This window comes from Rhodococcus sp. NPDC003348, assembly GCF_053589375.1.
In genome coordinates, this window is sequence record NZ_JBSFRT010000007.1 from 63,274 (window position 1) to 87,558 (window position 24,285).

Genomic DNA, 24,285 nt, shown 5'->3' on the forward strand with positions numbered 1-24,285 from the left:
CGGGACCCGAAGTCCCCCGACAGACGGGAGCGAGAAGGTCATGCGAATCGGGATCGTCACCCCGGTGCTCATCCAGCACCCCGCCACCCGCGCGGACTGGGAAATCGGTGCGGGCATCGGCGACGTCGCCACCATAACGGCCGCCGCGGACCGGCTCGGGTATCACCACGTGACGTGCAGCGAGCATGTCGCGGTCCCGGTCGAGATCGCCGCCGAGCGCGGCGGCACCTACTGGGATCCCCTCGCCACCCTCGGGTTCCTCGCAGCCCACTCCTCCCGGATCAGGCTGCTCACCCAGGTCCTGGTCCTCGGCTATCACCACCCCCTCGAGATCGCCAAGCGGTACGGCACCCTCGACCGGATCAGCGGCGGCCGCGTCACCCTCGGCCTCGGAGTCGGCAGCCTGCGCGAGGAGTTCGACCTGCTCGGCGCGCCGTTCGAAGGCCGCGGCGCCCGCGCCGACGACGCACTGCGCGCACTGCGGGCCGCGCTGGGCCGTCCGACCCCCGAGTACCACGGCGAGTTCTACGACTTCGCCGAGATGGTCGTGGAACCGCACGCGGTCCAGGACCGGATGCCGCTGTGGATCGGTGGCCGCACGCCGCGGTCGCTGCGCCGCGCGATCGAACTGGGCGACGGCTGGGTGCCGTTCGGTCTGCGCCTGGACGACCTGACCGCAATGCTCGCCAAGACCCCCGCCCCAGAGGGCATGGAGATCGTGCTCGCCGCCGGCCGACCGCTGGACCCGGCTGGCGCCCCCGAGGGCGCGGCGCGCGCCCTGACCCGACTGCGGGATGCCGGCGCCACGATCGCCGGCGTCACGATCGACGCGACCGGCGTCGACCACTACTGCGATCAGCTCGCGACACTGGCCGAGCTGGCCCGCCCCCTCGGCATCGAATTCGACTGATCCACCGCAGTACCGATCGACAACAGAGAGGCCCCACAGATGACCGACACCGCCGAACTCGTCGCACGGCTCGCCGACCGCGTCCAGCTGCTCGAGGACAAGCTGGCGATCATGAACCTCATCAGCTCGTACGGCCCGGCCGTCGACAGCGGCCAGGCGGAGAAGGTCTCCGGCCTGTGGACCGAGGACGGCCTGTACGACGTCGACACCGGCGCCATGCACGGCCGCGGTGAGATCGAGGCGATGGTCCACTCCCGCAACCACCAGTCCTACATCCACGGCGGCAGCGGTCACCTGCTCTACCCGCCGCACATCAAGCTGGACGGCGACACCGCGGTCGCGACCTGCCACTCGCAGCTGGTGCTGCGCGACACCGAGACCGGTGCGTACGGGGTCGCGCGGATCACCGCGAACCGGTGGGAGCTCTCCCGCATCGACGGCGAGTGGAAGGTCACCCGCCGGGTGGGCCGGGTGCTCAACGGCGGTGACGAGGGCCGCGGCATCCTCTCCTCCGGCGTCTGAACGCCCCCATTTCCGGCTGAAGGTCACCTTCGTGCGCTTCACGCGCATGCATGAAGGTGACCTTCAGCTTTTTCGTGGGGGCGTGGAGGATCAGGCGCGGGTGGCCTGCTCCTGCAGGGTCGCCTTGGCCCAGCGGTAGTCGGCCTTGCCCGCGGGAGAGCGGACGATCGTGTCGACCCCGACGACCATCCGGGGCGCCTTGTAGCGGGCGACCTGGGTGGTGACGTGGTCGATCAGCTCGTCGAGGTCGGGCACCTCGTGGCCGTCGCGGGGCTGCACGACCGCGCCGACCCGCTGCCCGTACCGCTCGTCGTCGACGCCGGCGACCAGGGCGTCCATCACGGCCGGATGGCTCTTGATGGCCATCTCCACCTCTTCCGGGTACACCTTCTCCCCGCCGGTGTTGATGCACATCGACCCGCGGCCGAGGAGCACGATGGCGCCGTCCGGCTCGACCCGGCCCATGTCGCCGAGGATCGACATCCGCACCCCGTCGACGACGGGGAACGTCGCGGCCGTCTTCTCCGCGTCACCCCAGTAGCCGAGCGGCACGTTGCCGGACCGGGCGATGTAACCGACCTCGCCGGAACCCGGTTCGATCGGACGCATCCGCTCGTCGACGACCCGCACGGTCGGCTTGGCGGCGATCCGCATCAGGCCGTCCGCGCCGATCTCGAGGTTCCCGTCGACGCCGGACTCGGACGCCCCGAACCCGTCCCGGACGGTCAGGTTGGGCAGATGCGAGACGAGCTGGTCGCGCACGCCCTTCGAGAACAGTGCGCCGCCGGACCCGACGACCATCAGCGAGCCGAGGTCGTACTCGGCGCCGTGCTCGGCGATGGCGTCGGCGAGCGGGCGGGCCATGGCGTCACCGACCACGGTCAGCGTCATCACGCGCTCGCGTTCGATCAGTGCGAGGGCCTCGATCGCGTCGAACTTCGGCATCAGCACATGGGTCGTCCCGATGCAGAAGGCGGTGAACAGCGAGTACAGCGCCGCGCCGTGGATCAGCGGCGCGGTCAGCATCCAGGTCATCTCCGGGATGTGCGGGACCGCGGCGGCCACCGCCTCCGCACCGCTGTACGGCTCACCGAACGGGTTGCCGCCGGTGAGCGCGGCGTGGAAGAAGTCCTCCTGCCGCCACATCACGCCCTTCGGCATACCGGTGGTGCCGCCGGTGTAGATGATGAACAGGTCGTCGTTGCTGCGCTCGGGGAAGCCGCGGTCGGCGGGCTGCGCGGCGACGGCCACGTGGAAGTCGACGGCGGTGACGCTCCCCCAGTCCAGGTCCGCGGAGGCGACCGGACCGACGGTCACCACGTGCCGCACGGTCGGGGTGTGCGGCAGCACCGCGGCGGTGGTGGCCGCGAACTCGCCGTCGGCGACCACCGCGACGAGTTCGGCATTGCCGAACAGGTAGGTCAGTTCGGCGTCGACGTAGCGGTAGTTGATGTTCACCGGCACGGCCCGGATCTTCAGGCACGCGAGCAGCGCCTCGACGAACTCGGTGCTGTTGCGCATGTACATGCCGACGTGGTCACCGGGTCCGACACCCGCGCCGGTCAGGTGGTGGGCGAGCCGGTTGGCACCGGCGTCGAGCTCGCCGTAGGTGAGGCGGACATCCCCGCACACGATGGCGGCGCGGTCCGGAACGGCGTCCGCGGCGGCTTCGAACAGATCTGCAAGGTTGAGCGACATCCAGAGTCCTTCTGACGCGGGTGTGATCGGCGTCGCACACGGTCCCACGAAACGGGAGCGAGTGGCGCGCGTCACTCCCGAACAACGGGACTGCCGCCGTAGTGGGATGCGCCCTTGCAAGGAACTAGAATGAATACTAGTTTTCGGTTCATGGGCCGTCGGACGAACCGCGGCAACCGAACACGGGAGACATTCCATGGGTGAATCTGTCAGCTTGGCCGGCCGCTCCGCCATCGTCACGGGCGCCGGGGCGGGCCTGGGCCGCGCCGAGGCCCTCGCGCTCGCCGAGGCCGGCGCCGCCGTCGTCGTCAACGACATGGGCGATGCCGCCCACGCGGTTGCCGAGGAGATCCGCGCGGCGGGTGGCCAGGCGATCGCCGTCACCGGCGACGTCTCCGACTGGTCGCTCGGCGGCCGCATGATCGAGGAGGCCGTCAAGAACTTCGGCTCCTTCGACATCCTGGTCAACAACGCCGGCATCCTGCGCGACAAGATGATCTTCAACCTGACCGAGTCGGACTGGGACGACGTCCTCCGCGTCCACCTCAAGGGCCACGCCGCCACCTCGGTCGCCGCCGCCCAGTACTGGCGGAACCTGAGCAAGGAGTCCGGCGCCCCCGTTTACGGCCGCGTCGTCAACACCTCCTCCGAGGCGTTCCTGTTCGGCTCCGCCGGACAGCCGAACTACTCCGCCGCCAAGGCCGGCATCACCGCGCTGACCCTGTCCACCTCCCAGGGCCTGGCCCGCTACGGCGTCACCGCCAATGCGATCTGCCCGCGCGCGCGGACCGCGATGACCGCCGAGGCATTCGGTGACGCCGACGCCGCCGCCACCGGGCTCGACCCGCTCGCGCCCGAGCGCGTCGGCACCCTGGTCGCCTACCTGGCCTCCCCCGCCTCCCACGAGATCACCGGTCAGGTGTTCGTCGTGTACGGCAAGATGGTCGCGCTGATGGATTCGCCGAAGGTGGAGAACCGTTTCGACGCAGCCGGTTCCGCGTTCACCGTCGAGGAGCTCGATCAGCAGCTCTCGTCCTACTTCACCGGTCGCGGGAAGTACGACACGTACTCTGCGTACAGCGTCGCGGAGCTGGAGAAGCCCGCGCTGGCCGTCGACTGATCAACCCCAGTCAATCTCGGCTCGACTTCGAAGGAGCGTGACATGAGGCTTGCGGACAAGGTCGCGATCGTCACGGGCGGTGCCGGCGGCATCGGTCGTGGCATCGTCCGGGCGTTCACCAAGGAGGGCGCGAAGGTCCTGTTCGTCGACATCAACGACGACGCCGGCGCGGCACTGGAGAACGAACTCGGCGGGGCCGGGAAGTTCCTGAACGCCGACATCTCCAAGGAGGAGAACGCGGCCGCGATCGTCGCGGCCGCGATCGAGGCGTTCGGCAAGGTCGACGTCCTGGTCAACAACGCGCACGCGTCCCGGCAGGCGCCGCTGCTCGAGACCACCCAGGAGATGCTCGACCTGTCGTTCGGGACCGGGTTCTACCCGACGTTCTGGCTGATGAAGGCCGCGCACGCCCAGCTGGCCGCGAACCAGGGATCGGTGATCAACTTCGCGTCCGGTGCCGGCATCGAGGGCCAGGTGACCCAGGGGTCGTACGCCGCCGCGAAGGAGGCCATCCGAGCGATCAGCCGGGTCGCCGCCAACGAGTGGGCGGTCGACAACGTCAACGTCAACATCATCTCGCCGCTGGCGGCGACCGAGGGTGTCAAGGCGTACATCGAGGCCAACCCCGGCGTCGAGGAGGTGCTGCTGGCGAAGACCCCGCTGCACCGGTTCGGTGACCCCGAGTCCGACATCGGCCGGGTCGCGGTGTTCCTCGCCAGCGCGGACGCGAGCTACATGACCGGCCAGACCCTGATGGTCGACGGCGGCAGCATCAAGCTGCGCTGAGCGCGGCCGCGCCGATCCGGACGAAAACGGGCCCCTGCTCACTGAACTGCTCCCCGGAAGTTGGACTGAGAAATTCAGTTCCGACTTACGGGGAGCAGTTCTATGCATGTGCGAAGTTCGCTTTCTGAGGATCAGCGGGCCGAGGCGGTAGCGTTGTTCGAGGCCGGTTGGGGCTATCGCGCGGTCACGACTCAGTTGGGTGTCAGCGGTTCGGCCATCGAAGGTCTCTATGACCGGTGGCGGGTTCGAGGCATGGGAGCGTTGGTGGCCAAACCGGACAAGCGGTCGTTCTCGTTCGAGTTCAAACTCGTTGTGGTGCAGCGTTTCCTTGCCGGCGAGACGAAAGTCGAGCTTGCCCGCGAGTTCGACCTGTCGACACCGAAGCTGATCGAATCGTGGGCGCGGAAGTATCGCAACGAGGGCGAGGACGGGTTACGCCCGAAGCGGTCGGGACGTCCACCGAAGTCCATCGACTCCGAGCCGACCGAGCGCAGTGAGCTGGAGCGGCTGCGGGCGGAGAACGAACGGTTGCGGGCCCAGGTTGCGTACCTGGGAAAATTGCGTGCCTTGAGGGTGCAGGAACGACGGTGAGGGTCCGCGCTGTCATCTCCCTCAAGGCACAGTACCGCCTGGACGTGTTGCTCGACGTTGCCGGGCTTGCACGGTCGACGTTCTTCTATCACCAGGCCCGGCTGCGGGAACCGGATCCGGACGCGGAACTGAAGACCGCGATCACCGAGGTGTTCGAAGACAACCACCGACGTTACGGGCATCGCCGTGTCCACCGTGTGTTGGTCAACGCCGGGTGGAAGGTGGCGAAGAAGACCGTGCTGAAGCTGATGCGTGCGCTCGGATTGCTCTGCCGGGTGCGCCGGAGGCGAAGATACAACTCGTATCAGGGGGAAGTCGGGATGATCGCTCCGAACCTCTTGGAGCGCGACTTCGAAGCCGACGCACCGAATCAGAAGTGGGTCACCGACGTGAGCGAGTTCCGTATCGGTGACAAGAAGCTGTACTTGTCGCCGGTGATGGACTTGTTCGATCGACAGATCATCGCCTACTCGGTCGGCACGTCGCCGAACCTGCAGCTGACCAACAGTTCCCTGCGTGATGCGATTGCCACCCTCAGCGAGGGAAGGACACCCACGGTGCACTCGGACCAGGGATTCCAGTACCAGCACCTGTCCTGGAGGAGCCTGCTCGCCGACGCCGGTGCGACCCAGTCGATGTCCCGCAAGGGAAACTGCTACGACAACGCCGTGATCGAGAACTTCTTCGGCCATCTCAAAGAGGAACTGTTCCACCACGTCCGGTACCTGACCGTCGATGCACTCACGGCCGCGTTGCACGAGTACATCCACTGGTACAACACCGACCGTATCTCGACAAAGCTCGAGGGCCTGAGCCCGGTTCAATACCGGGCTCAGGCCCTCACCGCCTAGGCTTCCGATTAGCCAGTCCAACAATCGGGGACCAGTTCACACGCAGGGGCCCGTTTTCGTCGTCGAGAATCAGCAGCTCGGCTGGACCTCGTCGCCCGCAAGTACCGCCGAGGCGAAGGCTTCGGCGTCGTCGAAGGAGGCATCCATGACGGCGCGGTGGTCGGCGCCCTCGTACTTCTTGTACTGGACCGGAGCGCCCTTGCCGCACAGCGTCTTCACGAGCCCGTCCGTCTGCGGCGCCGCCACGAGGACGTCCGCCGTGCCCTGCAGCACCAGCAGCGGCACCGCCGGCGTTGCGTTCTCCGGTTCCTGCTTCTTCAGGTAGTCGGTCCACGGACCCAGATCGGCGTCCGGCCGGATCACCGAGTTGACCTGGATGTCACCGATCGCGGCCCGCACGTCGGCCATGCAGCCGGTCCGCGCCGCCTTCAGCAGCGGTTCGGCTGCGGGCGTGACGATCTCGTCGGGCACCACGGCCGGGTCCGCGGCCGCCGCGCCGAGCAGGGTGATCGGCAGGAACGCGAGGATGGGTGCCACGGCCTGGTTGCCGCCCTTGATGTACTGCGGGGTCTGACTCAGTCCGCTGCCGGGGGCCAGCGAGACCGCGCCGACCAGGTCGAGCTCCGGCGCCCGCTGCGTGCCCAGATCCGACGCGCTCACCGCGGCGGCACCACCCTGACTGTGCCCCACCGCAATCCACTTGTCCCCGACCGAATCGTCGAGATGGCGGGCGGCCAGCACGAGGTCGGTCATCGCGTTCACCTCGGACTGCGCGTTCAGGTAGGTGTGGTCGCCGGGGGTGCCCATGCCCTCGTAGTCGGTGCGGACCACCGCGTAGCCCTGCTGCAGCCACCGGTCCAGCGAGGGCGCGGTGCGCGAGACGTAGTCGTGCGCGGCACCGTCGACGGTGTCGCCCGAGGGAGCACAGGTGTCCGCGATACCGGTCGTGCCGTGCGCCCAGCTGACCACCGGCCAGCCGCCCTCGGGGGCGGTGCCGGACGGGATCGCGATCGTCCCGGAGACGACGATCGGCTTGCCGTCGCCGTTCTCCGACGCGTAGGTGACCAGTTCGTTTCGGGCGGCACTGGGCAGCGCGGCGGCGTTGGTGAGCGGCGCCGTGGAGAGCAGGTCGCCGGGCTTCGGGGCGGCCGGGGAATCGTCGGTGTCGCTCGACGAGCAGCCACTCAGGACCACCGCGGCGACTGCCAGTCCCCCTATCATGCGGAACGGAACAGTGGGTCGAGCCTGGCGCATGATGCCTCCGGAAAGATTGCAACGAGGCCGACGCCTCGCAAACGTTTAAGAAGGGTTTCTTAGTACCGTGCCGAAAGCGCAGCCGTCAAGGGGTAGGGACTCGCTCGTGGACGCCGCCGAGCGGCTCGTCGCCGAGCGTGGCCTGCACGGAGTCCGCGTCGCCGAGGTCGTCAAGGCCGCCGGACACAAGAACAACTCGGCCGTCAGCTATCACTTCGGGTCGTGGCAGGGACTGCTCGAAGCCGTCTGGCAGCGCCACACCGAACCGGTGAGCATCGATCGCGCGGTGATCATCGCCGGCGCGGTCGACCGCGGCGACTACGACCTGCCGACGATGGTCGAGGCGTACGTGCGGCCGTTGGTCGCCGAACTCGGCCGCCACCAGCCGAGCTACTGGGCCCGGTTCAACGAGCAGTGGCTCGCCACGATCGCCCTGGACATCTTCACCCTCGACGACGCGGCCGTGGCACGACAGCCGCGCGCCGAGGCGATGACGGTGGTGCACAACCTGTTCATCGACATCGCCGACACGCTGACCCACCTCGAGTACCCGGCCCGCACCCGGCGGGTGGCGCTGATGGCGCGGTACGTCATCGCCGCGCTGGCCGCCTGGGAGCGCGAGGGCGAGAGCGCACAGGCCCTGACCTATCTCGAGCACGAACTGATCAGCACGACCCTCGCACTGCTCCAGGCGCCGTAGGCGCCTGTCCGGCGTAGCCGCCTACCGGATGACCTTGCCCGGGTTCATGATTCCGTGCGGATCGAGGGCCAGCTTGACCGCGTGGTGCATGTCCATCACGAAGGGATCGAGTTCCTGCGCCAGACCGTCCATCTTGAGCAGGCCGATACCGTGCTCACCGGTGACGGTGCCACCGTATTCGATTGCCGCGTCGATGATCTCGGCGAAGGCGGCCTGGGCGCGAATCCGGGCGGCGTCGTCGTCGCGGGGGGTGATCAGCAGCGGATGCAGGTTCCCGTCCCCGGCGTGCGCGATGGACGCGATCGTCGTCTCGTGCCGCCGCCCGATCTCCTCGATGCGTTCGAGCATCTCCGGCACAACGGCTTTCGGGACACAGATGTCCTCGGTGAGCACGGGACCGAGACGCTCCATAGCCGGATACGCGAGCCTGCGGGCGAGGAACAGCGCGTCCGCCTCCTGCTGGTTGGTGGACTGCGCGCTCCACGTCGCACCGGCACGATCGAAACAGGCGAGCATCCGCTCGGCCTCTGCGTCCCCGACGGCGCCGGGCGTGTCGATCCTCCCGAGTAGCAGCACGTTCGCGTCCGCGGACAGACCCATGTTCTTCCAGGCGTCGACGGCGACGAGGCACTGCCGGTCGATCAGCTCCAGCGCGGACGGGGTCAACCCGTCCTCGGCGACCGCCCGCACCGCGCGTCCGGCGTCAACGGTGGAGTCGAAGTAGCCGACTATGGTGCGCTGCGGTTCCTGCAGGGGGCGCAGTTTGACGGTGATCTCGGTGATCACGCCGAGGGTGCCCTCCGCGCCGACCATCAGGCCGGCGAGGTCGTAGCCTGCGACCCCCTTCGCGGTGCGCCGCCCGAGCCGAACCAGCTCACCGGTTCCGGTGACGACCTGCATGCCGAGCACGTAGTCGCGGGTGACGCCGTACTTGACGCAGCACAGGCCACCGGCGTTGGTGGACACGTTGCCGCCGATCGTCGACCACGCGGCGCTGGACGGGTCCGGCGGGTACCAGAGCCCCTCCTTCGCGCACGCGGCGCGCAGGTCGTCGTTGACCACGCCCGGTTCGACCACGGCGAGCCGTTCGAGTGGGTTGATCTCCTTGACCGCGTTCATCTTGTCGAAGGAGATGATCACGCAGCCGTCGGTCGCGTTGGCCCCACCGGAGAGTCCGGTGCCCGCGCCGCGGCTGACGATCGGCACACTCCGCGCGATGCAGGCGCGAACCACGACCTGCACCTCCTGCGCGGTGCGCGGCCGGACCACGAGCAGCGGGGTGCCGTACGGCGCCCACTCGGCCTCGTCGTGCAGGTACGGCTCGATCACATCGGGGTCCGTGGCGACCCGGTCGGCGGGAATCGCGGACGTCAACTCGTCCGCGAGCTCGGTGATGCGGATCGAGGTGGCGTCGACAGTCATGCTCTCGACGCTAGTCCGGTGACGAAGCCGAATCGATGGACCGAATCTCCGTGGCCCACGCAGAATGGTGGATGATGTCTCCATACGGTTCGGTCGACGAAGAAATGAGAGGCGCGATGCGGGACGACTGGTTGCACCTACTCCTCGACGACGCGACCCCGGACCAACTGATCGCACACCGCGACCGGCTGCTCGCCGCGGAGCCCGCGCACCCGGCCGCGATCGAACACGACACCCAGGCCGCGTTCCGGCTGCATCTGCTGCTCGAGCAGCGCAGGCAGCGGGCCACCGAACTCGCCGCCCTCAACGACATCGCCGCCCAGCTGACCACCCTGCACGACCCGTCGACCCTGCTGACGGAGATAGCGGCGCAGGCGCGGAGGCTGCTCGGCGTCGACCTGGTCTACATCGGCCTGCTCCACGGCGACGACCTGGTGATCGAGGTCGCAAGCGGTGCCTACACCTCCCAGCTGATCGGGCTGTCGCTGTCCCGGACCGAGGGGCTGATGGGGCGGGTGATGACCCAGGACGCGCCCGCCTGGACACCCGACTACCGCGCCGACCCGACGTTCCCGCACACCGGACCGGCCGACGTCGCCGCCCGGGCCGAGAACATGCGCGGCCTGCTGGCGGTGCCGTTGCGGCGCGGCGGCACCCTGCTCGGCGCGGTGTGCGCCTGCAAGCGGCAGGAGCGGTCGTTCAGCGACGACGAGGTGATGCTGCTGTCCGCGCTGGCCGCGCACGCCGCGGTGGCGATCGACAACGCCCGCACGATGGTCCGCTCGAAGGAGACCGTCGCCCAGCTCGAGACCGCGAACGCCGAGCTCGCCCGCCGCACCGACCTGCTGGAGCGGACGCTGCGCTGGGACCGGGCGCTGACCCAGGTGGTCCTGCGCGGCGGCGGGGTCCGCGACCTGGTCGCCGAGGTGTCCGCGTCGGCGGGCTGCCCGGCGTACTTCGTGACGCAACCCGGCGAACGGCCCGCCGCACTGGACGCCGACGCGGTCGAGGCGGTGTTCGCCGCCCTCGACTCGGCCGCATCCGGCCCGGCGGTATCCGGCGCGAGCAGCCTCGGCGCGGCAACGGAGCAGGCCGCCGCCGCGACCGCAGGCGGCCGCACGCTGGTGGGACGCGAGGTCCGGGCCTCCGGGGACCGGCTCGGCGTGCTGCTGCTGCTCGCGCCCACCGACCCCGGGGCCCCGGTGATGCTGATCCTCGAGCGCGCGGCACCGGCGATCGCGTTGGCGTTGGTCGGGGAACGGGCGGCCACCGAGGCCGGCCGCCGCGCCCGCGACGCGCTGCTCGTGGATCTGATCACCCGGCCCGCCCCGACACCGGCCGAGGTCGAGCAGCAGTTCCGGCTGGCCGGGGTGAACCCGGACCGCCCGTACACGGTGGTGGTGGCGCGCCCGGAGACCGATGTCGCCCGCACCCGTGCCCGGATCGAGGAGATGGGGTTGCCGTCGGGAACCGTGGTCGCCGAGCACGGTTCGCGGGTGATCGCCGTGGTCCCCGGTCTCGACCCCGACGGGGTGCTCGAGCGCTGGGTGCAGCCCGAGACCGACCCGACGGTCGGGGTGTCCGACCCGGCCCGCGGAGGGCAGGCGCTGGCGCGGGCGTACACGCAGGCACAGCAGACGGTGGACGTGCTCGAGACGTTGGGCCGCGGCTCGCAGATCGCACCCGCGTCCCGGCTGGGGATCTACCGGATCCTGCTCAGCCGCACGGGCCGTGAGGAGCTGGCCGCGGTGACCGAGCAGATGCTGGGCCCGCTGATACGCGAGCAGGAGCAGCGCGGGGTGCCGCTACCCGACACCCTCGCGTCCTATCTGGAACACAACCGCAGGCACGCGGCGACGGCAGCGGATCTCGGGATCCACGCCAACACCCTCTACCAGCGGCTCGAGTCGATCGACCGGCTCATCGGGAAGCAGTGGCGTGACCCGGATCTGGCACTGGACCTGCAGCTGCTGCTTCGGCTCCGAGCGGGTGCGCAGCGTCTCGGCGGGCAGCCACCGCGTCACGACGACTGAGCGTGACGACGAGGACGGCGGCGAGCAGAAGCACAGCGCCCACCACCCAGAGGCCGGCCTTGGCGCTGCCGGTCAGGTCGGTGAGCCAGCCGGTGACGTAGGGGGCGCCGAACCCGGACAGGTTGCCGATCGAGTTGATCATCGCGATGCCCGCGGCGGCCGCGACCCCGGACAGGAACGTGGTCGGCAGGTACCAGAACACGGGGATCGCGCACAGCACGCCGATCGCGGTCAGCGAGACGACGGCCATCACCGCGAACGGCGAGTTCAGGTACAACGCGACCGGGATGGAGACGGCGGCGAGCAAGGCGGGCGCGGCGACGTGCCAGACCCGTTCGCCGGTGCGATCGGAGTGCCGGCTCCACAGCACCATCGCGATGCCGCCGATCACGAACGGCACGGCGACGATCAGCCCGGTCTCGAACACCGTGAAGTCGGTGTCGAAGGTTTCCTTGAAGCCGGCCACGATCGTCGGCAGGAAGAAGCTCAGCGCGTAGAGGCCGTAGGTGACGCCGAAGTACACGATGCCGAGCGCGATCACCCGCAGGTTGCGCAGCGTCTTCCACACCGGGGTGCCGTGTTCGTCCGCCGTGGACGCCTTCTCGGCCTCCATTGTCCGCACCAGCCAGTCGCGTTCCTCGTCGTCGAGCCACTTGGCCTGGTGCGGCTTGTCGGTGAGATAGAACCAGGTGACGACCGCGAGCAGCACCGCGGGCAGCCCCTCGACGAGGTACATCAGCCGCCAGCCGGAGAGTCCGAACAGGCCGTCGCCGAACTGCATGATCGCGGTCGAGAGCGGGGCGCCGATCGCCGACGACGCGGGCAGCGTCAGCAGGAAGATGCCCATCAGCCGCACCCGGTACTTCGCGGGGAACCAGAACGTCAGGTACAGCAGCACGCCGGGGAAGAAACCGGCCTCGGCGATGCCGAGCAGGATGCGCACCACGTACAGGCTGCCGACGTTGGGCACGAAAGCCATCGCGGCCGCGAGGATGCCCCAGGTGAACATGATGCGGGCGATCCACATCCGGGCACCGAAGCGGTGCAGCGCCAGGTTGGACGGCACCTCGAAGATCAGGTAGCCGACGAAGAACAGGCCGGACGCGAGGCCGAACATCGTCGCGGTCATGCCGAGTTCCTCGCTCATGGTGAGCTTGGCGAACCCGATGTTGGTGCGGTCGAGGTAGTTGACGAAGTACAGCACCGCGAGGAACGGGATCAGGCGGCGCGCGACCTTGCGCACCACGCGCTGTTCGAGCGCGGTGTCGTCGTGCCCTGCAGCCGGGGCGGCGGCGGTCGTCATGGGTGTGGCTCCTGGAGAACGCGACGGGGAAGCGGACATCACCCGTGACCGTGGGGAACCCTACGAAGCCACCGCGACGCCCACCACGGAGAAACTCTCCACAGTTTCCGCATCGGTGTGGAGATGTGGTCCACTCCGGCCTCGGCGGGTCAGTGGCGGCGGTGATCGGTGACCGCGGTCCGGGGTCCGAACTTGGGTTTGACGGCCTGCCCGCTGACCTCGAGCAGGCGGATCGCGCGGTAGCGGTGCGGCCGCAGCGGTTCGAGGTAGGCGACCATGCCGGGGTCGTCGAGCGGGCGCCCGAGCAGCGACCAGCCGACCATCGCGGCGAGGTGGAAGTCACCCACGGACAGCGCGTCGACGTCGCCGAGGGCCCGCTGGGCCACCTCCGCCGCCGTCCACACCCCGATCCCCGGCACCGCCCGCAGCCGCGCCTGCGCCTGCGCCGGCGTCATCGCGACGGTCTCCTCGAGCCTGCCCGCGACGGCGGCGGCGGTGACGATCGTGCGGGACCGTTTCGGGTCGACGCCGGCCCGGTGGTACTCCCAGGACGGGATGCGGCGCCACACCTCGGCCGGGGGCGGCACCCTCATCCCTGCCGGCGCAGGCCCGGGAGCGACGGCGCCGTACGCGGTGACGAGCCGACGCCACGACGCACGGGCCGCGACCCCGTGCACCTTCTGTTCCAGGATCGTCGGCACCAGCACCTCGAAGACGCGCCCCGTGCGCGGAATCCGCAGTCCCGGCAGCCGCCGATGCGCCTCCATCAACTTCGGATGCTCGGGCGCGAAATCCGTTGCCGCGTCGCGTTCCCCGAGCAGATCCGGGAGGGTGCGCGTGAACTCGGCGGCCCCGTCGCCCCAGGCCCGGCACCGCACGGACGTCGCGTCCAGCTGGGTGAGCCGGTAGGTGACCGGACCGGTCGGCATCAGCGTCGTCCGCCACAGCGCGCCGTCCGGCGTGACACGATGGCAGGGGTCCCCGCGCCCACGACCGAGCGTGGCCAGCGACGCGGTCAGCAGCAGGGGCCGGTCGCTGCGGTGGACGGTGTCCAGCGGCGCGTCGGCCTCGCCGGACGCGACGGCGGGGACGGTCATGGCCCCAACGATAGGCCCGCCCCGGGCGCGGCCGGGCGCGCAGTGGCGGAGGTCATGCGATTCGGCGTCCAACCCGGGACGTTCGACCCTTTCGCCGGGATCGCCTGTACCGGAAAGTGGATGCCGAGGCCTGCGAGGGCGCGGGGTGGATCGAAGGTGTGAACGAGGTGGCACTGTGAACAAGGGACTACGCGGCAAGGCGTGGTATCTCGACCCGGAACGGCACTGCGCGGAAACACCTGAAACCTGGTGGTTTCCGCCGCTCCGCGCCTCCCGGGAGTCGACCACCCGGGTCGCGGCGTTGTGCGTCGGCTGCCCGGTGCGCGCGCAGTGCGCGGACGACGCCCGCGTCTGCGACGACCGGCACGGCATCCGGGCCGGCGTCGACCTGGCCCACGTCGAGGGCTCGGACCGGCAGGCGGTGCTGACCCGGATCGCGACCTCGAACCGCCCGGGGTCCGAACCGATCGCCGTGGGGCGCGAAGGATTCCGAACCGCCCCGGCCCGCCTCATCCACCTTCTCCCGAATGATGCGGCGGTACCCGAGGATTCGCTGCTTCAGTCCGCCGCGTCCCGGTAGGTCGCCGCGGACCGGCCGTGCCCCGCCTCGCGGGTGATGTGGTCGACCAGGGGCTGGGTGCGGTACTTGATCGGGGTGGTCAGGGCAAGAGTGGTCGAGGTGTGCGCGACGCCGTCGACTCCCAGGATCCGTTCGAGCACATGCAGCAGCTCCTCGTGCGACGGGGCCGCGATGCGGATCAGCAGGTCCTCACGGCCGGTGGTGGTGTGGACTTCGAGCACCTCCGGGACCTCACGCAGGTCCTCGATCACCGCCTGGATCCGCCCCTGCACGGTTTCCGCACCGACGAACGCCTGCACCGGCAATCCGAGTGTCGGCAGGTCGACCTCGGGTCGGTAGCCGGTGACCACACCGGTCTCCTCGAGGCGCCGCATCCGGGAGGCGATCGTGTTGCGGGAGACGCCCAGTCGGGTGGCCAGGTCCATGATCTGCGCGCGCGGGTCGTCGCCGAGCAGCTGCAGCAGGGCCGCGTCGAGTTTGTCGATGCTGATCACGATGCTGACCTCCAGGGGGTGATGCGGGTCACAACTGATCATCATGCCACGCTATTACTTCAACTGTTGACGCTGCTGGCACCTCAGCCGACTATTGCTGCACCGAACGACCGATATTTCGGCAGTGACGATCCAGTGCCGAAGGACAGGGTGCCAGCGATGACCGAACTTGCCGACCGCCCCAGTACCTCCGTCGACACCGGTGCCACCGTCAACGCCGGCACCTCCGTCGCGACGTCCTACGACCTCGACGACCGCTACCGTCCCGGCGCCGGCCCGGTCCTACTGACCGGCGTCCAGGCGATCGCACGCCTGCTCGTCGAGCAGCACATGCGCGACCTGCGCGCCGGGCGCCGCGTCGCGACGTTCGTCTCGGGCTACCAGGGCAGCCCCCTCGGCGGCGTCGACAAGATGCTGCACGGTATGCCGACCGTGCTCGCCGAGCACGACATCACCTTCGTCCCGGGCCTGAACGAGGAGCTCGCCGCCACCTCCGTGTGGGGCAGCCAGGCCGACCTGGCCGCGTTCGGCGGCACCGCCACCCACGACGGCGTCGTCGGCGTCTGGTACGGCAAGGGGCCCGGCGTGGACCGCGCGACCGACGCGCTGCGACACGCCAACATGTACGGCGTCAGTGGCCGGGGTGGCATGCTGCTGCTCGTCGGCGACGACCCGGCGTCCAAGTCGTCCACCGTCCCGGCCGTCAGCGAACGTTCCCTCGCCGCACTCGGCATCCCGGTCCTGTTCCCGCGCAACGCCGCCGAACTGGTGACGATGGGCATGCACGGGATCGCACTGTCCCGCGCATCCGGGTGCATCGTCGCACTGAAGATCGTCGCGGACCTCGCCGACGGCGCATGGTCCGTCGACGGCTCGGTCTCGGACCTCGACATCACCGTCCCCGAGATCGAATGGGAGGGAAGGCCGTTCACCTACCGGCAGCGCCCGATGGCGGTCCCGACGGACAGCGTGATCGCCGAGGCCGACCTGTACGGACCGCGCGCGGAAGTGGTGCGCGCCTACGGCGCCGTCAACGACCTGGACGTCATCGAGGTCGATCCCCGGTCCGCGCGAATCGGGTTCGCCGCCACCGGCACCACCTTCGACGCGCTCCGGCAGGCCCTGCTGGACCTCGGCGTCGACGAGCAGACGATGCACCGCGCCGGAATCCGGTTGCTGCGCATCGGGATGCCGACTCCACTCGGGCCCGACCGGGTGCGCGAATTCGCCGCAGGCCTCGAACGGCTCGTGGTGGTCGAGGACAAGACCGCGTTCGTCGAGACGCAGATCCGCGAGATCCTCTACGGCACCGACAACACGCCGCGCATCGTCGGCAAGCGGGACGACGGCGGACGGCCGCTGATGCCGGTCGACGGGGAACTGACCGCCGGGCGGCTGCTCGGACCGCTGCGGCGGGTGCTCCGCGACGTAGTGGAGCTGAAGAGGCCACTGCCGCCGCAGCTCTCGCTGGAGGTACTGCCAACCAAGCGAACCCCGTACTTCTGCAGCGGCTGCCCGCACAACCGGTCCACCGCCCTGCCCGAGGGCTCCATCGGCGGCGGCGGCATCGGCTGCCACACCATGGTCACCATCTCGAACCGGGAGGACAGCAAGGTCACCGGGCTCACCCAGATGGGCGGCGAAGGCAGCCAGTGGATCGGCCAGGCCCCGTTCACCGACATCCCGCACCTGTTCCAGAACGTCGGGGACGGCACCTTCTTCCACTCCGGCCAGCTCGCGGTCCAGGCGTGTGTCGCGGCCGGCGTCAACATCACCTACAAGCTGCTCTACAACGAGGTCGTCGCGATGACCGGTGCCCAGGACGCCGAGGGCATGCTCACCGTCGCGCAACTGACCCACAAGCTCACCACCGAGGGCGTCAGGAAGATCGTCATCTGCGCCGACGAACCCGAACGGCACAAGAAGAAGCAGCTCGCCAAGGGCACCCTGCTCTGGCACCGGGACCGCCTCGACGAGGCGCAGCGGCTGCTTCGGGACATCGAGGGTGTCACGGTGCTGATCTACGACCAGCACTGCGCCGCCGACGCACGTAGGCAGCGCAAGCGCGGCACGCTCCCGGTCCGCACCACCCGCGTCGTGATCAACGAGGCGGTGTGCGAGGGCTGCGGCGACTGCGGCACCAAGTCCAACTGCCTGTCCGTGCAGCCGGTCGACACCGAGTTCGGGCGCAAGACCCGGATCGACCAGACATCCTGCAACACGGACTACAGCTGCCTGGACGGAGACTGCCCCTCGTTCGTCACCGTCGAGCAGGTGCCGGGAAAGACCAAGACCGCCAAGCGGACCCGCCCCGAGCCGCCCCCCGTCGACGCGCCGAGCGTCCCTGAACCGACCGGAACCCGGAACGTCTTCCTCGTGGGCATCGGCGGTACGGGAATCGTCACCGTCAACCAGGTGCTGGCCACGGCCGCGCTGCGCGCCGGCTACGAGGTCGAGTCCCTCGACCAGATCGGGTTGAGCCAGAAGGCGGGTCCGGTGGTCTCCCACCTACGCTTCTCCACCGGGGCACTCGAGCCGTCGAACCGGCTCACCCCGGGCAGCGCCGACGCCATCATCGCGTTCGACCTGCTCACCGCCGCCGACGCGAAGAACCTCGGCTACGGCGACCCCGCGAGCACTGCGGTCATCGCCTCGACGAGCCGAACCCCGACCGGGGACATGGTGTACGACAAGAGCGTTCACCACCCGGACGAGGAAGTCCTGTTGGACCGGCTGGGTTCGGTGTCGGCGTCGCTGACGGCGTTCGACGCGCTCGCCGCCGCGCAGGAATTGTTCGGCAGCACCGCCTCCGCGAACTTCCTGCTCATCGGTGCGGCCGTCCAGTCCGGTGGCCTGCGCCTGCCGGCCGACTCGATCGAGGAGGCCATCGGCATCAACGGGGTGGCCGTCGACACCAACATCGCCGCCTTCCGGTGGGGCCGCGCGGCGATCACCGATCCGGTCGCATTCCGGGACGCGACGCAGCCCGCGCACCGCACACCGAAGCCGGTGCCCGCGCACCTGCTGTCCGGCAGCACCTTCGACGGCGAGGTCCGGCGTCTGGTGGAACTGCGCGCCGCTCAGCTCGTCGGCTTCCAGTCCGAGAAGGTCGCCCGCCGGTACGTCGAGACGGTGCAGTCCGCGTGGGCGGCCGAACGCGACGTCACCGACCGCACGAACTTCAGCGAGGCCGTCGCGCGTGGCCTGTACAAGTTCACGGCCTACAAGGACGAGTACGAGGTCGCCCGACTGCTGGTCGATCCCGCGTTCGTCGCGGAAGTCGAGTCCCAGGTCCCCGGTGGCACCAATCTCACGTACAAGCTGCACCCGCCCGCCCTGCGCGCCCTGGGACGCAGCAAGAAGATCGGTCTTCGACCGAAGTCCCATGTGGCACTGAAGCTGCTGGCCCGGGGGAAGGTTCTGCGCGGAACGAAGCTCGACCCGTTCGGTTACGCCCACGTCCGGAAGGTCGAGCGGGAACTACTCGCCCACTACACCGCGACGGTGCACGAGCTGGCGGCCACGCTGACCGCCAACTCGTACGACCGGGCCGTCGAGATCGCGGGGCTGCCGGACCTGGTCCGCGGCTACGAGTCCGTCAAGCTGGCGAACGTCGAGACCTACCGGGCCCGGCTGGCCGAGCTGCTGCACTGATCCCCAACGGCGCAGGGTCGGCCGCGAGGCGCCGCAGGAGTCACGGGAGCGGCGGACCGCCCTCGGCCCGGGGTGACCGACCGCTCTCAGAGCTGCGTGAACACCGTCTTGGTCTGGAGGTAGCTCTCGATACCCGCGCGACCCCACTCGTAGCCCCAGCCGGACTGCTTGTATCCGCCGAACGGCATCGCGTGGTCGAAGACCATCTGGCAGTTGAGGGTCACGGTGCCGGACTGCAGGCGCTTCGCGAGGCGGTGGGCACGGGCACCGTCCTTGGTCCACACCGTGGCCGCGAGTCCGTAGTCGGAGTCGTTCGCGAGCGCGACCACTTCGTCGTCGTCGTCGAACGGCAGCACCGCCACGACCGGTCCGAAGATCTCCTGCTGGTACAACCGCATCGCCGGGTCGACGTCGGTGACGATCGTCGGGTGGACGAAGTACCCTGGCCGGTCGAGCCGGTGGCCCCCCGCGACGACCTCGACGCCGTCGCTGCGGCCGCCGTCGATGAACCCCATGACGCGGTCGAGTTGCTTTCGGCTGATGAGCGGCCCGATGTGCGAACCCTCGTCCTTCGGGCCGCCGAGCTGGAGCGAGTGCGCGATCGTGGACATGCCCTCGAGGACGCGGTCGTACACGCCTCGCTGGACGAACACCCGCGACCCGCAGATGCAGCCCTGACCGGAGTGGATGAAGATCCCCATCGAGGCCGCCAGGATCGCCATGTCGAGGTCGGCGTCGTCGTAGATGAGGACCGGGGACTTGCCGCCCAGTTCGAGCATGACACGTTTGAGGTTCCCCGCGGACGCCTGGACGATCTGCTTGCCGACCTCGGTGGACCCGGTGAAGGCGATCTTCTCGACGTCGGGGTGCTCGCTGAGCGCCTTGCCTGCCGTGTGACCGTTCCCGGTCACGAGATTGACCACCCCGTCCGGGACGCCGGCGCGGGTGAGGATCCGGTCCAGGAGGACCGCCGAGAACGGTGTCTCCTCGGCGGGTTTGACGACGCTGCTGCATCCGGCGGCGAGTGCGGGCGCGATCTTGGCGGCTGCGTTGAACAGCGGTCCGTTCCACGGGAAGATGAGGCCGACGACGCCGTAGGGTTCCTTGAGCGTGTACCCGTGCATGTTCGAATGCGCGCCGGTGATACCACCGGCCATGTGGACGTCATGCGCGATCCCGTCGAGTTTCGTGCACCACCCCGCGTAGTACCGGAAGACCTCGGCGCACGTGGTCGTGATCGACCGGGCCTGGACGTACGGCATGCCGGTGTTGACCGAGTCGAGCTCCGCGAGGTCGTCCGCGCTCTCGTCCATGAGATCGGCGACGCGCCACAGGACCTTCGCCCTCTCGCTGCCAGGAAGGCCCTGCCAGACACCGGAGTCGAACGAACTGCGGGCGCGCCCGACGGCCTCGTCGACGGCATCCGCGCCGCCGTCGGCGAACTCGGCGATCTGCTCCTCGGTCGCCGGGTCGATGATCGGGACCGTCTCGCCGGTTCCCCGACGGTTGCGGAGGTCGTCGATCACGTCGGTCAGGATCGGTGTGGAGGTCATCGCGGGTCGCCTTCGGTTCACGTGTCGCTGTCGGGTGGGCAGAGGTGCCGTCGAGCTCAGTAACAAGGTTACTACAGCGAGAACCGCATTTCCATCAATGAATATTTGGCTTCTTCACCGTGCGGTCAGCCGGTCGGCGGCGCGGACAGGTAGCGCGCCCTCAGCCGGTGCTTGACCAGCTTGCCGGTGGGCGTGCGGGGCAGGTCGTCGGTGAAGTCGATGCTGACCGGGGCCTTGTAGTGCGCGACCCGGGCACGGACGTGGTCGAGCAGTTCGCGTTCGATCTCGGGGCCCGGCTCGACACCGGCCGCGAGCTGTACGACGGCCTTGACCTCCTCCCCCATCTCCTCGTTCGGGACCCCGATGACGGCGGCGTCGAACACCTTGGGATGCAGGGTCAGAACGTTCTCCGATTCCTGCGGGTAGATGTTCACGCCGCCGGAGATGATGGTGAACGCGGCCCGATCGGTGAGATAGAGGAACCGGTCCTCGTCGAGGTGTCCGATATCGCCGCTGGTGGTCCAGGTGGGGTGCGCGGGATGCGTCGCCTCCTCGGTCTTGGCGGGCGCGTTGTGGTACTCGAACGGGCGCTCGTCGCGCTCCCACCAGACGGTGCCGGTCTGTCCGGCCGGCACCTCGACCCCGAGTTCGTCGCAGATGTGCACGACCCCCAGCGCCCCGTCCCGACCGACGGATCCCGGCCGCGCCAGCGCCTGCGCGCTGTCGATGAACGTCGCGCCCGCACCCTCGGTGGAGGCGTAGTACTCGTGGATCACCGGGCCCCACCAGTCGATCATCGCCCGCTTCACCTCGGGCGGGCAGGGCGCCGCGGCGTGCACGGCGGCCCTCATGCTCGACACGTCGTACCGGTCCCGGATCTCGGGTGGCAGCTTGAGCATCCGGACGAACATCGTCGGCACCCACTGACTGTGCGTGACGCCGTACCGCTCGATCAGGGCGAGGGACCGCTCCGCGTCGAACCGGTCCATCAGGACCACCGTTCCACCCACCGAGGTGATGGTGCCGCAGAACCGCAGCGGCGCTGCGTGATACAGCGGCGCCGGGCAGAGGTACACGGTGTCCGGGCCGAAGCCGTACAACGGCGCGAACACCGCGGTGTACGGGTCCATGGTGTCGTGCACCTGTCCGCCGGAAAGCCTGGGCTTGATGCCCTTCGGTCGGCCGGTGGTGCCGGACGAGTACAGCATGTCCTGACCGCGCGGCTGGTCGTCGAGAGGGGACGCGTCGTACCGCGACAACGCCTGCTCGTAGTCCTCGAACCCGTCCAGTGCACCGCCGAACACCAGGCGGTGGGTGACCTTCGGGAATGCGCCCGGCGCCACGTCGATCGCGGTGGCGGCGTCCGCGGAGACCACCAGGATCGACGCGCCGCAGTCGTCGACGACGTACGCCGCCTCCGCCGGCGTGAGGTGCCAGTTGACCACGGTGATGTAGAGCCCGGACCGCAGCGCGGCCCAGTACACCTCCATCACGCGCAGGTCGTTGCCGGAGATCAGCGCGAGGTGGTCCCCGCGCCGTGCCCCGGCGGCGCGCAGATACTTCGCCAGCCGGATGGAGCGTTCGTCCAGCTCGCGGTAGGTCAGCTGTTCGCCGGTGGCGGGACGGATGATCGCCGGCTTGTCCGGCGTGGTGGCGGCGAAGTTCCCCACGTACACGAAACGACCTCCTGAAGTGAACGTCAGTTCTCGTCGTTCATACCTCAGAAGGTCGTCCGCACGGGCGATTTCCGCGAGCGGTGTCCGCCAGGACCGGTCACCGATCGGGCCGCGCTCACAGCCAGGCGGGGTCCACGTCCAGCAGGGTCCGGTCCAGACTGTCGAGCAGGTCGAGTTGCGGGCCGGTCTTCGGCAGTTCGTAGCGGAAGAAGTACCGGGCCGCGGCGCGCTTGCCCTCGTAGAAGACGCCGCTCCTGCCGTCGGCCGCGAGCAGCTGCTCGAGCCAGATCCAGGCCACGACCATGTGCCCGAATGCCTCCAGATAGGCGGAGGAGTTGGCCAGCGCGATCGCGGGATCACCGGTGCCCCACAGCTTCCCGGTGGTCGCCACGACGCGGTCGAGCACATTGCCGAGCTGCACCGCATACTCGGCCGCCGCCCCGCCGACGGCGTCGGCCCGCGCGATCGTCGCGTGCACCGTCTCGGCCAGCAGCGCCAGCCCGGCCCCGCCCCGCATGGTCACCTTGCGGCCGAGCAGGTCCAGTCCCTGGATGCCGTGGGTGCCCTCGTGGATCGGATTGAGCCGGTTGTCCCGGTAGAACTGCTCGACGTCGTAGTCGCGGGTGTAGCCGTAGCCGCCGTGCACCTGGATGGCCAGGCTGTTGGCCTCGAGGCACCACTGCGAGGGCCAGCTCTTGACGATCGGGGTGAGGGTGTCGAGCAGCAGTGCCGCCCGCGTGGCCTCTTCGCCCTCGGCGGTCTCCTGGTCGTCGAACAGCTTGCTGCAGTACAGCCCGAGCGCCATCGCACCCTCGACGTACGCCTTCTGCGCCAACAGCATTCGGCGCACATCCGCATGCCGGTTGATCGGTACCGGCGGTGACGTCGGATCCTTGTCGTCGGCGGCGCGGCCCTGGGTGCGGGTCGCGGCGTACTCCACCGACTGCAGGTATCCGGCGTAGCCGAGCGAGATGGCGAGGAAACCGACACCGATCCGGGCCTCGTTCATCATGTGGAACATGTAGGACAGGCCCTTGTTCTCCTCGCCGACCAGGTAGCCGACCGCGCCGGCCTCACCGCCGGGAGTGTGGGTGCCGTCGCCGAAGTTCAGCAGCGTGTTGGTGGTGCCGCGGTTGCCCATCTTGTGGTTCAGCCCGACCAGGGTGACGTCGTTGCGCTCGCCCAGCGAACCGTCCGCGTTCACCAGCTTCTTCGGGACCACGAACAGCGAGATGCCCTTGACGCCGGCCGGACCGCCCGGGACCTTGGCCAGCACCAGGTGCACGATGTTCTCGGTGAGTTCGTGATCGCCACCGGAGATCCACATCTTGGTTCCGGTGAGCCGGTAGGTGCCGTCGCCCTGGCGGACCGCCCGGGTGGTGACGTCGGCCAGCGAGGATCCGGCCTGCGGCTCCGAGAGGCACATGGTGCCGAAGAACCGACCCTCGAGCATCGGCCGGACGTAGGTGTCGATCTGCTCCTGGCTGCCGTGCGCGACAATGAGATTCGCATTGCCGATGGTCAGGAACGGATACGACGAAGTGGCGGCATTGGCGGCCTGGAACCAGGCCATCGACGCGCGGGCGAGCACCGCAGGCAGCTGCATGCCGCCGAACGACTCGTCGAACTGCCCGGCGATCAGACCCGCCTCGCCGAAGATCCGGAGCGCGTCGGCGACCTCGGGGATCATCTCCACCGTGCCGTCGGGCAGCATGTGCGGCTCGTTGGCGTCGGCCTTCTTGTTGTGCGGGGCGAAGTGCTTGATCGCCATCTCGGCGCTCAGGTCGAGCACCGCGTCGAAGGTCTCCTTCGAATGCTCGGCAAAGCGCTTGCGCTCGGTCAGCGTGGTCACGTCGAGCCACTCGTAGAGCAGGAAGTCGAGGTCGCGACGTGACAGCGGGGCGGTGGTCATGAGTACATCCTTCCGGAAAGTGGCTGCGGCAGCTCCGAATCAGGCGGTTCGCCGCCGGTCACATCGCGACGCCGCGGGCGGCGCTGGTGACCACGACGGTCCGCCCGGCGAAATCGAACGAGATGTTGC

19 protein-coding genes are annotated in these 24,285 nt (G+C 69.3%); 10 read left to right on the plus strand and 9 right to left on the minus strand.

What is annotated here, in order from left to right; translation table 11 throughout:
- The first annotated feature begins 40 nt into the window (after positions 1 to 40).
- Positions 41 to 910 carry an LLM class F420-dependent oxidoreductase gene (locus ACWDU4_RS06805; RefSeq protein ID WP_450113108.1) on the plus strand — a complete coding sequence of 290 codons (870 nt, stop codon included), beginning with the start codon at positions 41 to 43 and terminating at the stop codon, positions 908 to 910.
- 39 nt (positions 911 to 949) lie between these two features.
- Positions 950 to 1,432: a nuclear transport factor 2 family protein gene (locus ACWDU4_RS06810; RefSeq protein WP_450113109.1), complete on the plus strand. Its 483-nt coding sequence runs from the start codon at positions 950 to 952 to the stop codon at positions 1,430 to 1,432.
- 90 nt (positions 1,433 to 1,522) lie between these two features.
- Here ACWDU4_RS06810 and ACWDU4_RS06815 read toward each other — a convergent pair whose 3' ends face one another.
- Positions 1,523 to 3,130: an acyl-CoA synthetase gene (locus tag ACWDU4_RS06815; protein WP_450113110.1), complete on the minus strand. Its 1,608-nt coding sequence runs from the start codon at positions 3,128 to 3,130 to the stop codon at positions 1,523 to 1,525.
- A 196-nt stretch (positions 3,131 to 3,326) separates the two neighbouring features.
- Here ACWDU4_RS06815 and ACWDU4_RS06820 point away from each other — a divergent pair, with 196 nt between their 5' ends.
- The 4 genes from ACWDU4_RS06820 (at position 3,327) to ACWDU4_RS06835 (ending at position 6,478) form a co-directional block, all read left to right on the plus strand.
- Complete coding sequence (locus ACWDU4_RS06820) at positions 3,327 to 4,250, plus strand: 3-oxoacyl-ACP reductase (RefSeq protein WP_450113111.1); 924 nt, start codon at positions 3,327 to 3,329, stop codon at positions 4,248 to 4,250.
- Between the two features lie 42 nt (positions 4,251 to 4,292).
- Positions 4,293 to 5,036 carry an SDR family NAD(P)-dependent oxidoreductase gene (locus ACWDU4_RS06825; protein ID WP_450113112.1) on the plus strand — a complete coding sequence of 248 codons (744 nt, stop codon included), beginning with the start codon at positions 4,293 to 4,295 and terminating at the stop codon, positions 5,034 to 5,036.
- A gap of 102 nt (positions 5,037 to 5,138) precedes the next feature.
- A complete protein-coding gene (locus tag ACWDU4_RS06830) occupies positions 5,139 to 5,627 on the plus strand; it encodes a helix-turn-helix domain-containing protein (protein ID WP_450113113.1) in 489 nt (162 codons plus the stop codon).
- Entirely contained in the window at positions 5,624 to 6,478 is an 855-nt protein-coding gene (locus ACWDU4_RS06835; RefSeq protein ID WP_450113114.1) for an IS3 family transposase, read from the plus strand. The genes ACWDU4_RS06830 and ACWDU4_RS06835 overlap by 4 nt, the downstream gene beginning before the upstream one ends.
- Positions 6,479 to 6,547: 69 nt before the next feature.
- Here the strand turns inward: ACWDU4_RS06835 and ACWDU4_RS06840 are convergent, their stop codons facing one another.
- Entirely contained in the window at positions 6,548 to 7,699 is a 1,152-nt protein-coding gene (locus tag ACWDU4_RS06840) for a lipase family protein (protein ID WP_450113115.1), read from the minus strand.
- Positions 7,700 to 7,838: 139 nt separating this feature from the next.
- Here ACWDU4_RS06840 and ACWDU4_RS06845 point away from each other — a divergent pair, with 139 nt between their 5' ends.
- Positions 7,839 to 8,432: a helix-turn-helix domain-containing protein gene (locus ACWDU4_RS06845; RefSeq protein WP_450113116.1), complete on the plus strand. Its 594-nt coding sequence runs from the start codon at positions 7,839 to 7,841 to the stop codon at positions 8,430 to 8,432.
- 21 nt (positions 8,433 to 8,453) lie between these two features.
- Here ACWDU4_RS06845 and ACWDU4_RS06850 read toward each other — a convergent pair whose 3' ends face one another.
- Positions 8,454 to 9,854, minus strand: coding sequence for an FAD-binding oxidoreductase (locus ACWDU4_RS06850; RefSeq protein ID WP_450113117.1), 1,401 nt, complete (start codon positions 9,852 to 9,854; stop codon positions 8,454 to 8,456).
- Positions 9,855 to 9,970: 116 nt separating this feature from the next.
- Between ACWDU4_RS06850 and ACWDU4_RS06855 the strand changes: the two genes are divergently transcribed.
- The gene (locus ACWDU4_RS06855; protein ID WP_450113118.1) at positions 9,971 to 11,887 is read left to right on the plus strand and encodes a GAF domain-containing protein; all 1,917 of its coding nucleotides are present in this window, start codon (positions 9,971 to 9,973) and stop codon (positions 11,885 to 11,887) included.
- Here ACWDU4_RS06855 and ACWDU4_RS06860 read toward each other — a convergent pair.
- Positions 11,775 to 13,190, minus strand: coding sequence for an MFS transporter (locus ACWDU4_RS06860; RefSeq protein ID WP_450113119.1), 1,416 nt, complete (start codon positions 13,188 to 13,190; stop codon positions 11,775 to 11,777). The genes ACWDU4_RS06855 and ACWDU4_RS06860 overlap by 113 nt on opposite strands.
- 149 nt (positions 13,191 to 13,339) lie before the next feature.
- Positions 13,340 to 14,287: a DNA-3-methyladenine glycosylase family protein gene (locus tag ACWDU4_RS06865; protein ID WP_450113120.1), complete on the minus strand. Its 948-nt coding sequence runs from the start codon at positions 14,285 to 14,287 to the stop codon at positions 13,340 to 13,342.
- A 175-nt stretch (positions 14,288 to 14,462) separates the two neighbouring features.
- Here ACWDU4_RS06865 and ACWDU4_RS06870 point away from each other — a divergent pair, with 175 nt between their 5' ends.
- On the plus strand, positions 14,463 to 14,867 hold the full coding sequence (locus ACWDU4_RS06870) for a WhiB family transcriptional regulator (protein ID WP_450113121.1): 405 nt from the start codon (positions 14,463 to 14,465) through the stop codon (positions 14,865 to 14,867).
- Here ACWDU4_RS06870 and ACWDU4_RS06875 read toward each other — a convergent pair.
- Entirely contained in the window at positions 14,846 to 15,361 is a 516-nt protein-coding gene (locus ACWDU4_RS06875) for an Lrp/AsnC family transcriptional regulator (protein ID WP_450113122.1), read from the minus strand. The two genes, ACWDU4_RS06870 and ACWDU4_RS06875, sit on opposite strands and share 22 nt — an antisense overlap.
- 159 nt (positions 15,362 to 15,520) lie before the next feature.
- On the opposite strand from ACWDU4_RS06875, the gene ACWDU4_RS06880 reads away from it, so the two are divergent.
- A complete protein-coding gene (locus ACWDU4_RS06880; protein ID WP_450113123.1) occupies positions 15,521 to 19,015 on the plus strand; it encodes an indolepyruvate ferredoxin oxidoreductase family protein in 3,495 nt (1,164 codons plus the stop codon).
- An 86-nt stretch (positions 19,016 to 19,101) separates the two neighbouring features.
- Here the strand turns inward: ACWDU4_RS06880 and ACWDU4_RS06885 are convergent, their stop codons facing one another.
- From ACWDU4_RS06885 to ACWDU4_RS06895, 3 genes are all read right to left on the minus strand, one after another.
- Positions 19,102 to 20,568, minus strand: a complete 1,467-nt coding sequence (locus tag ACWDU4_RS06885; protein WP_450113124.1) for an aldehyde dehydrogenase family protein — start codon at positions 20,566 to 20,568, stop codon at positions 19,102 to 19,104.
- Between the two features lie 125 nt (positions 20,569 to 20,693).
- Complete coding sequence (locus ACWDU4_RS06890) at positions 20,694 to 22,244, minus strand: AMP-binding protein (RefSeq protein WP_450113125.1); 1,551 nt, start codon at positions 22,242 to 22,244, stop codon at positions 20,694 to 20,696.
- Positions 22,245 to 22,359: 115 nt separating this feature from the next.
- Positions 22,360 to 24,156 carry an acyl-CoA dehydrogenase gene (locus ACWDU4_RS06895; RefSeq protein WP_450113126.1) on the minus strand — a complete coding sequence of 599 codons (1,797 nt, stop codon included), beginning with the start codon at positions 24,154 to 24,156 and terminating at the stop codon, positions 22,360 to 22,362.
- Positions 24,157 to 24,285 lie beyond the last annotated feature (129 nt).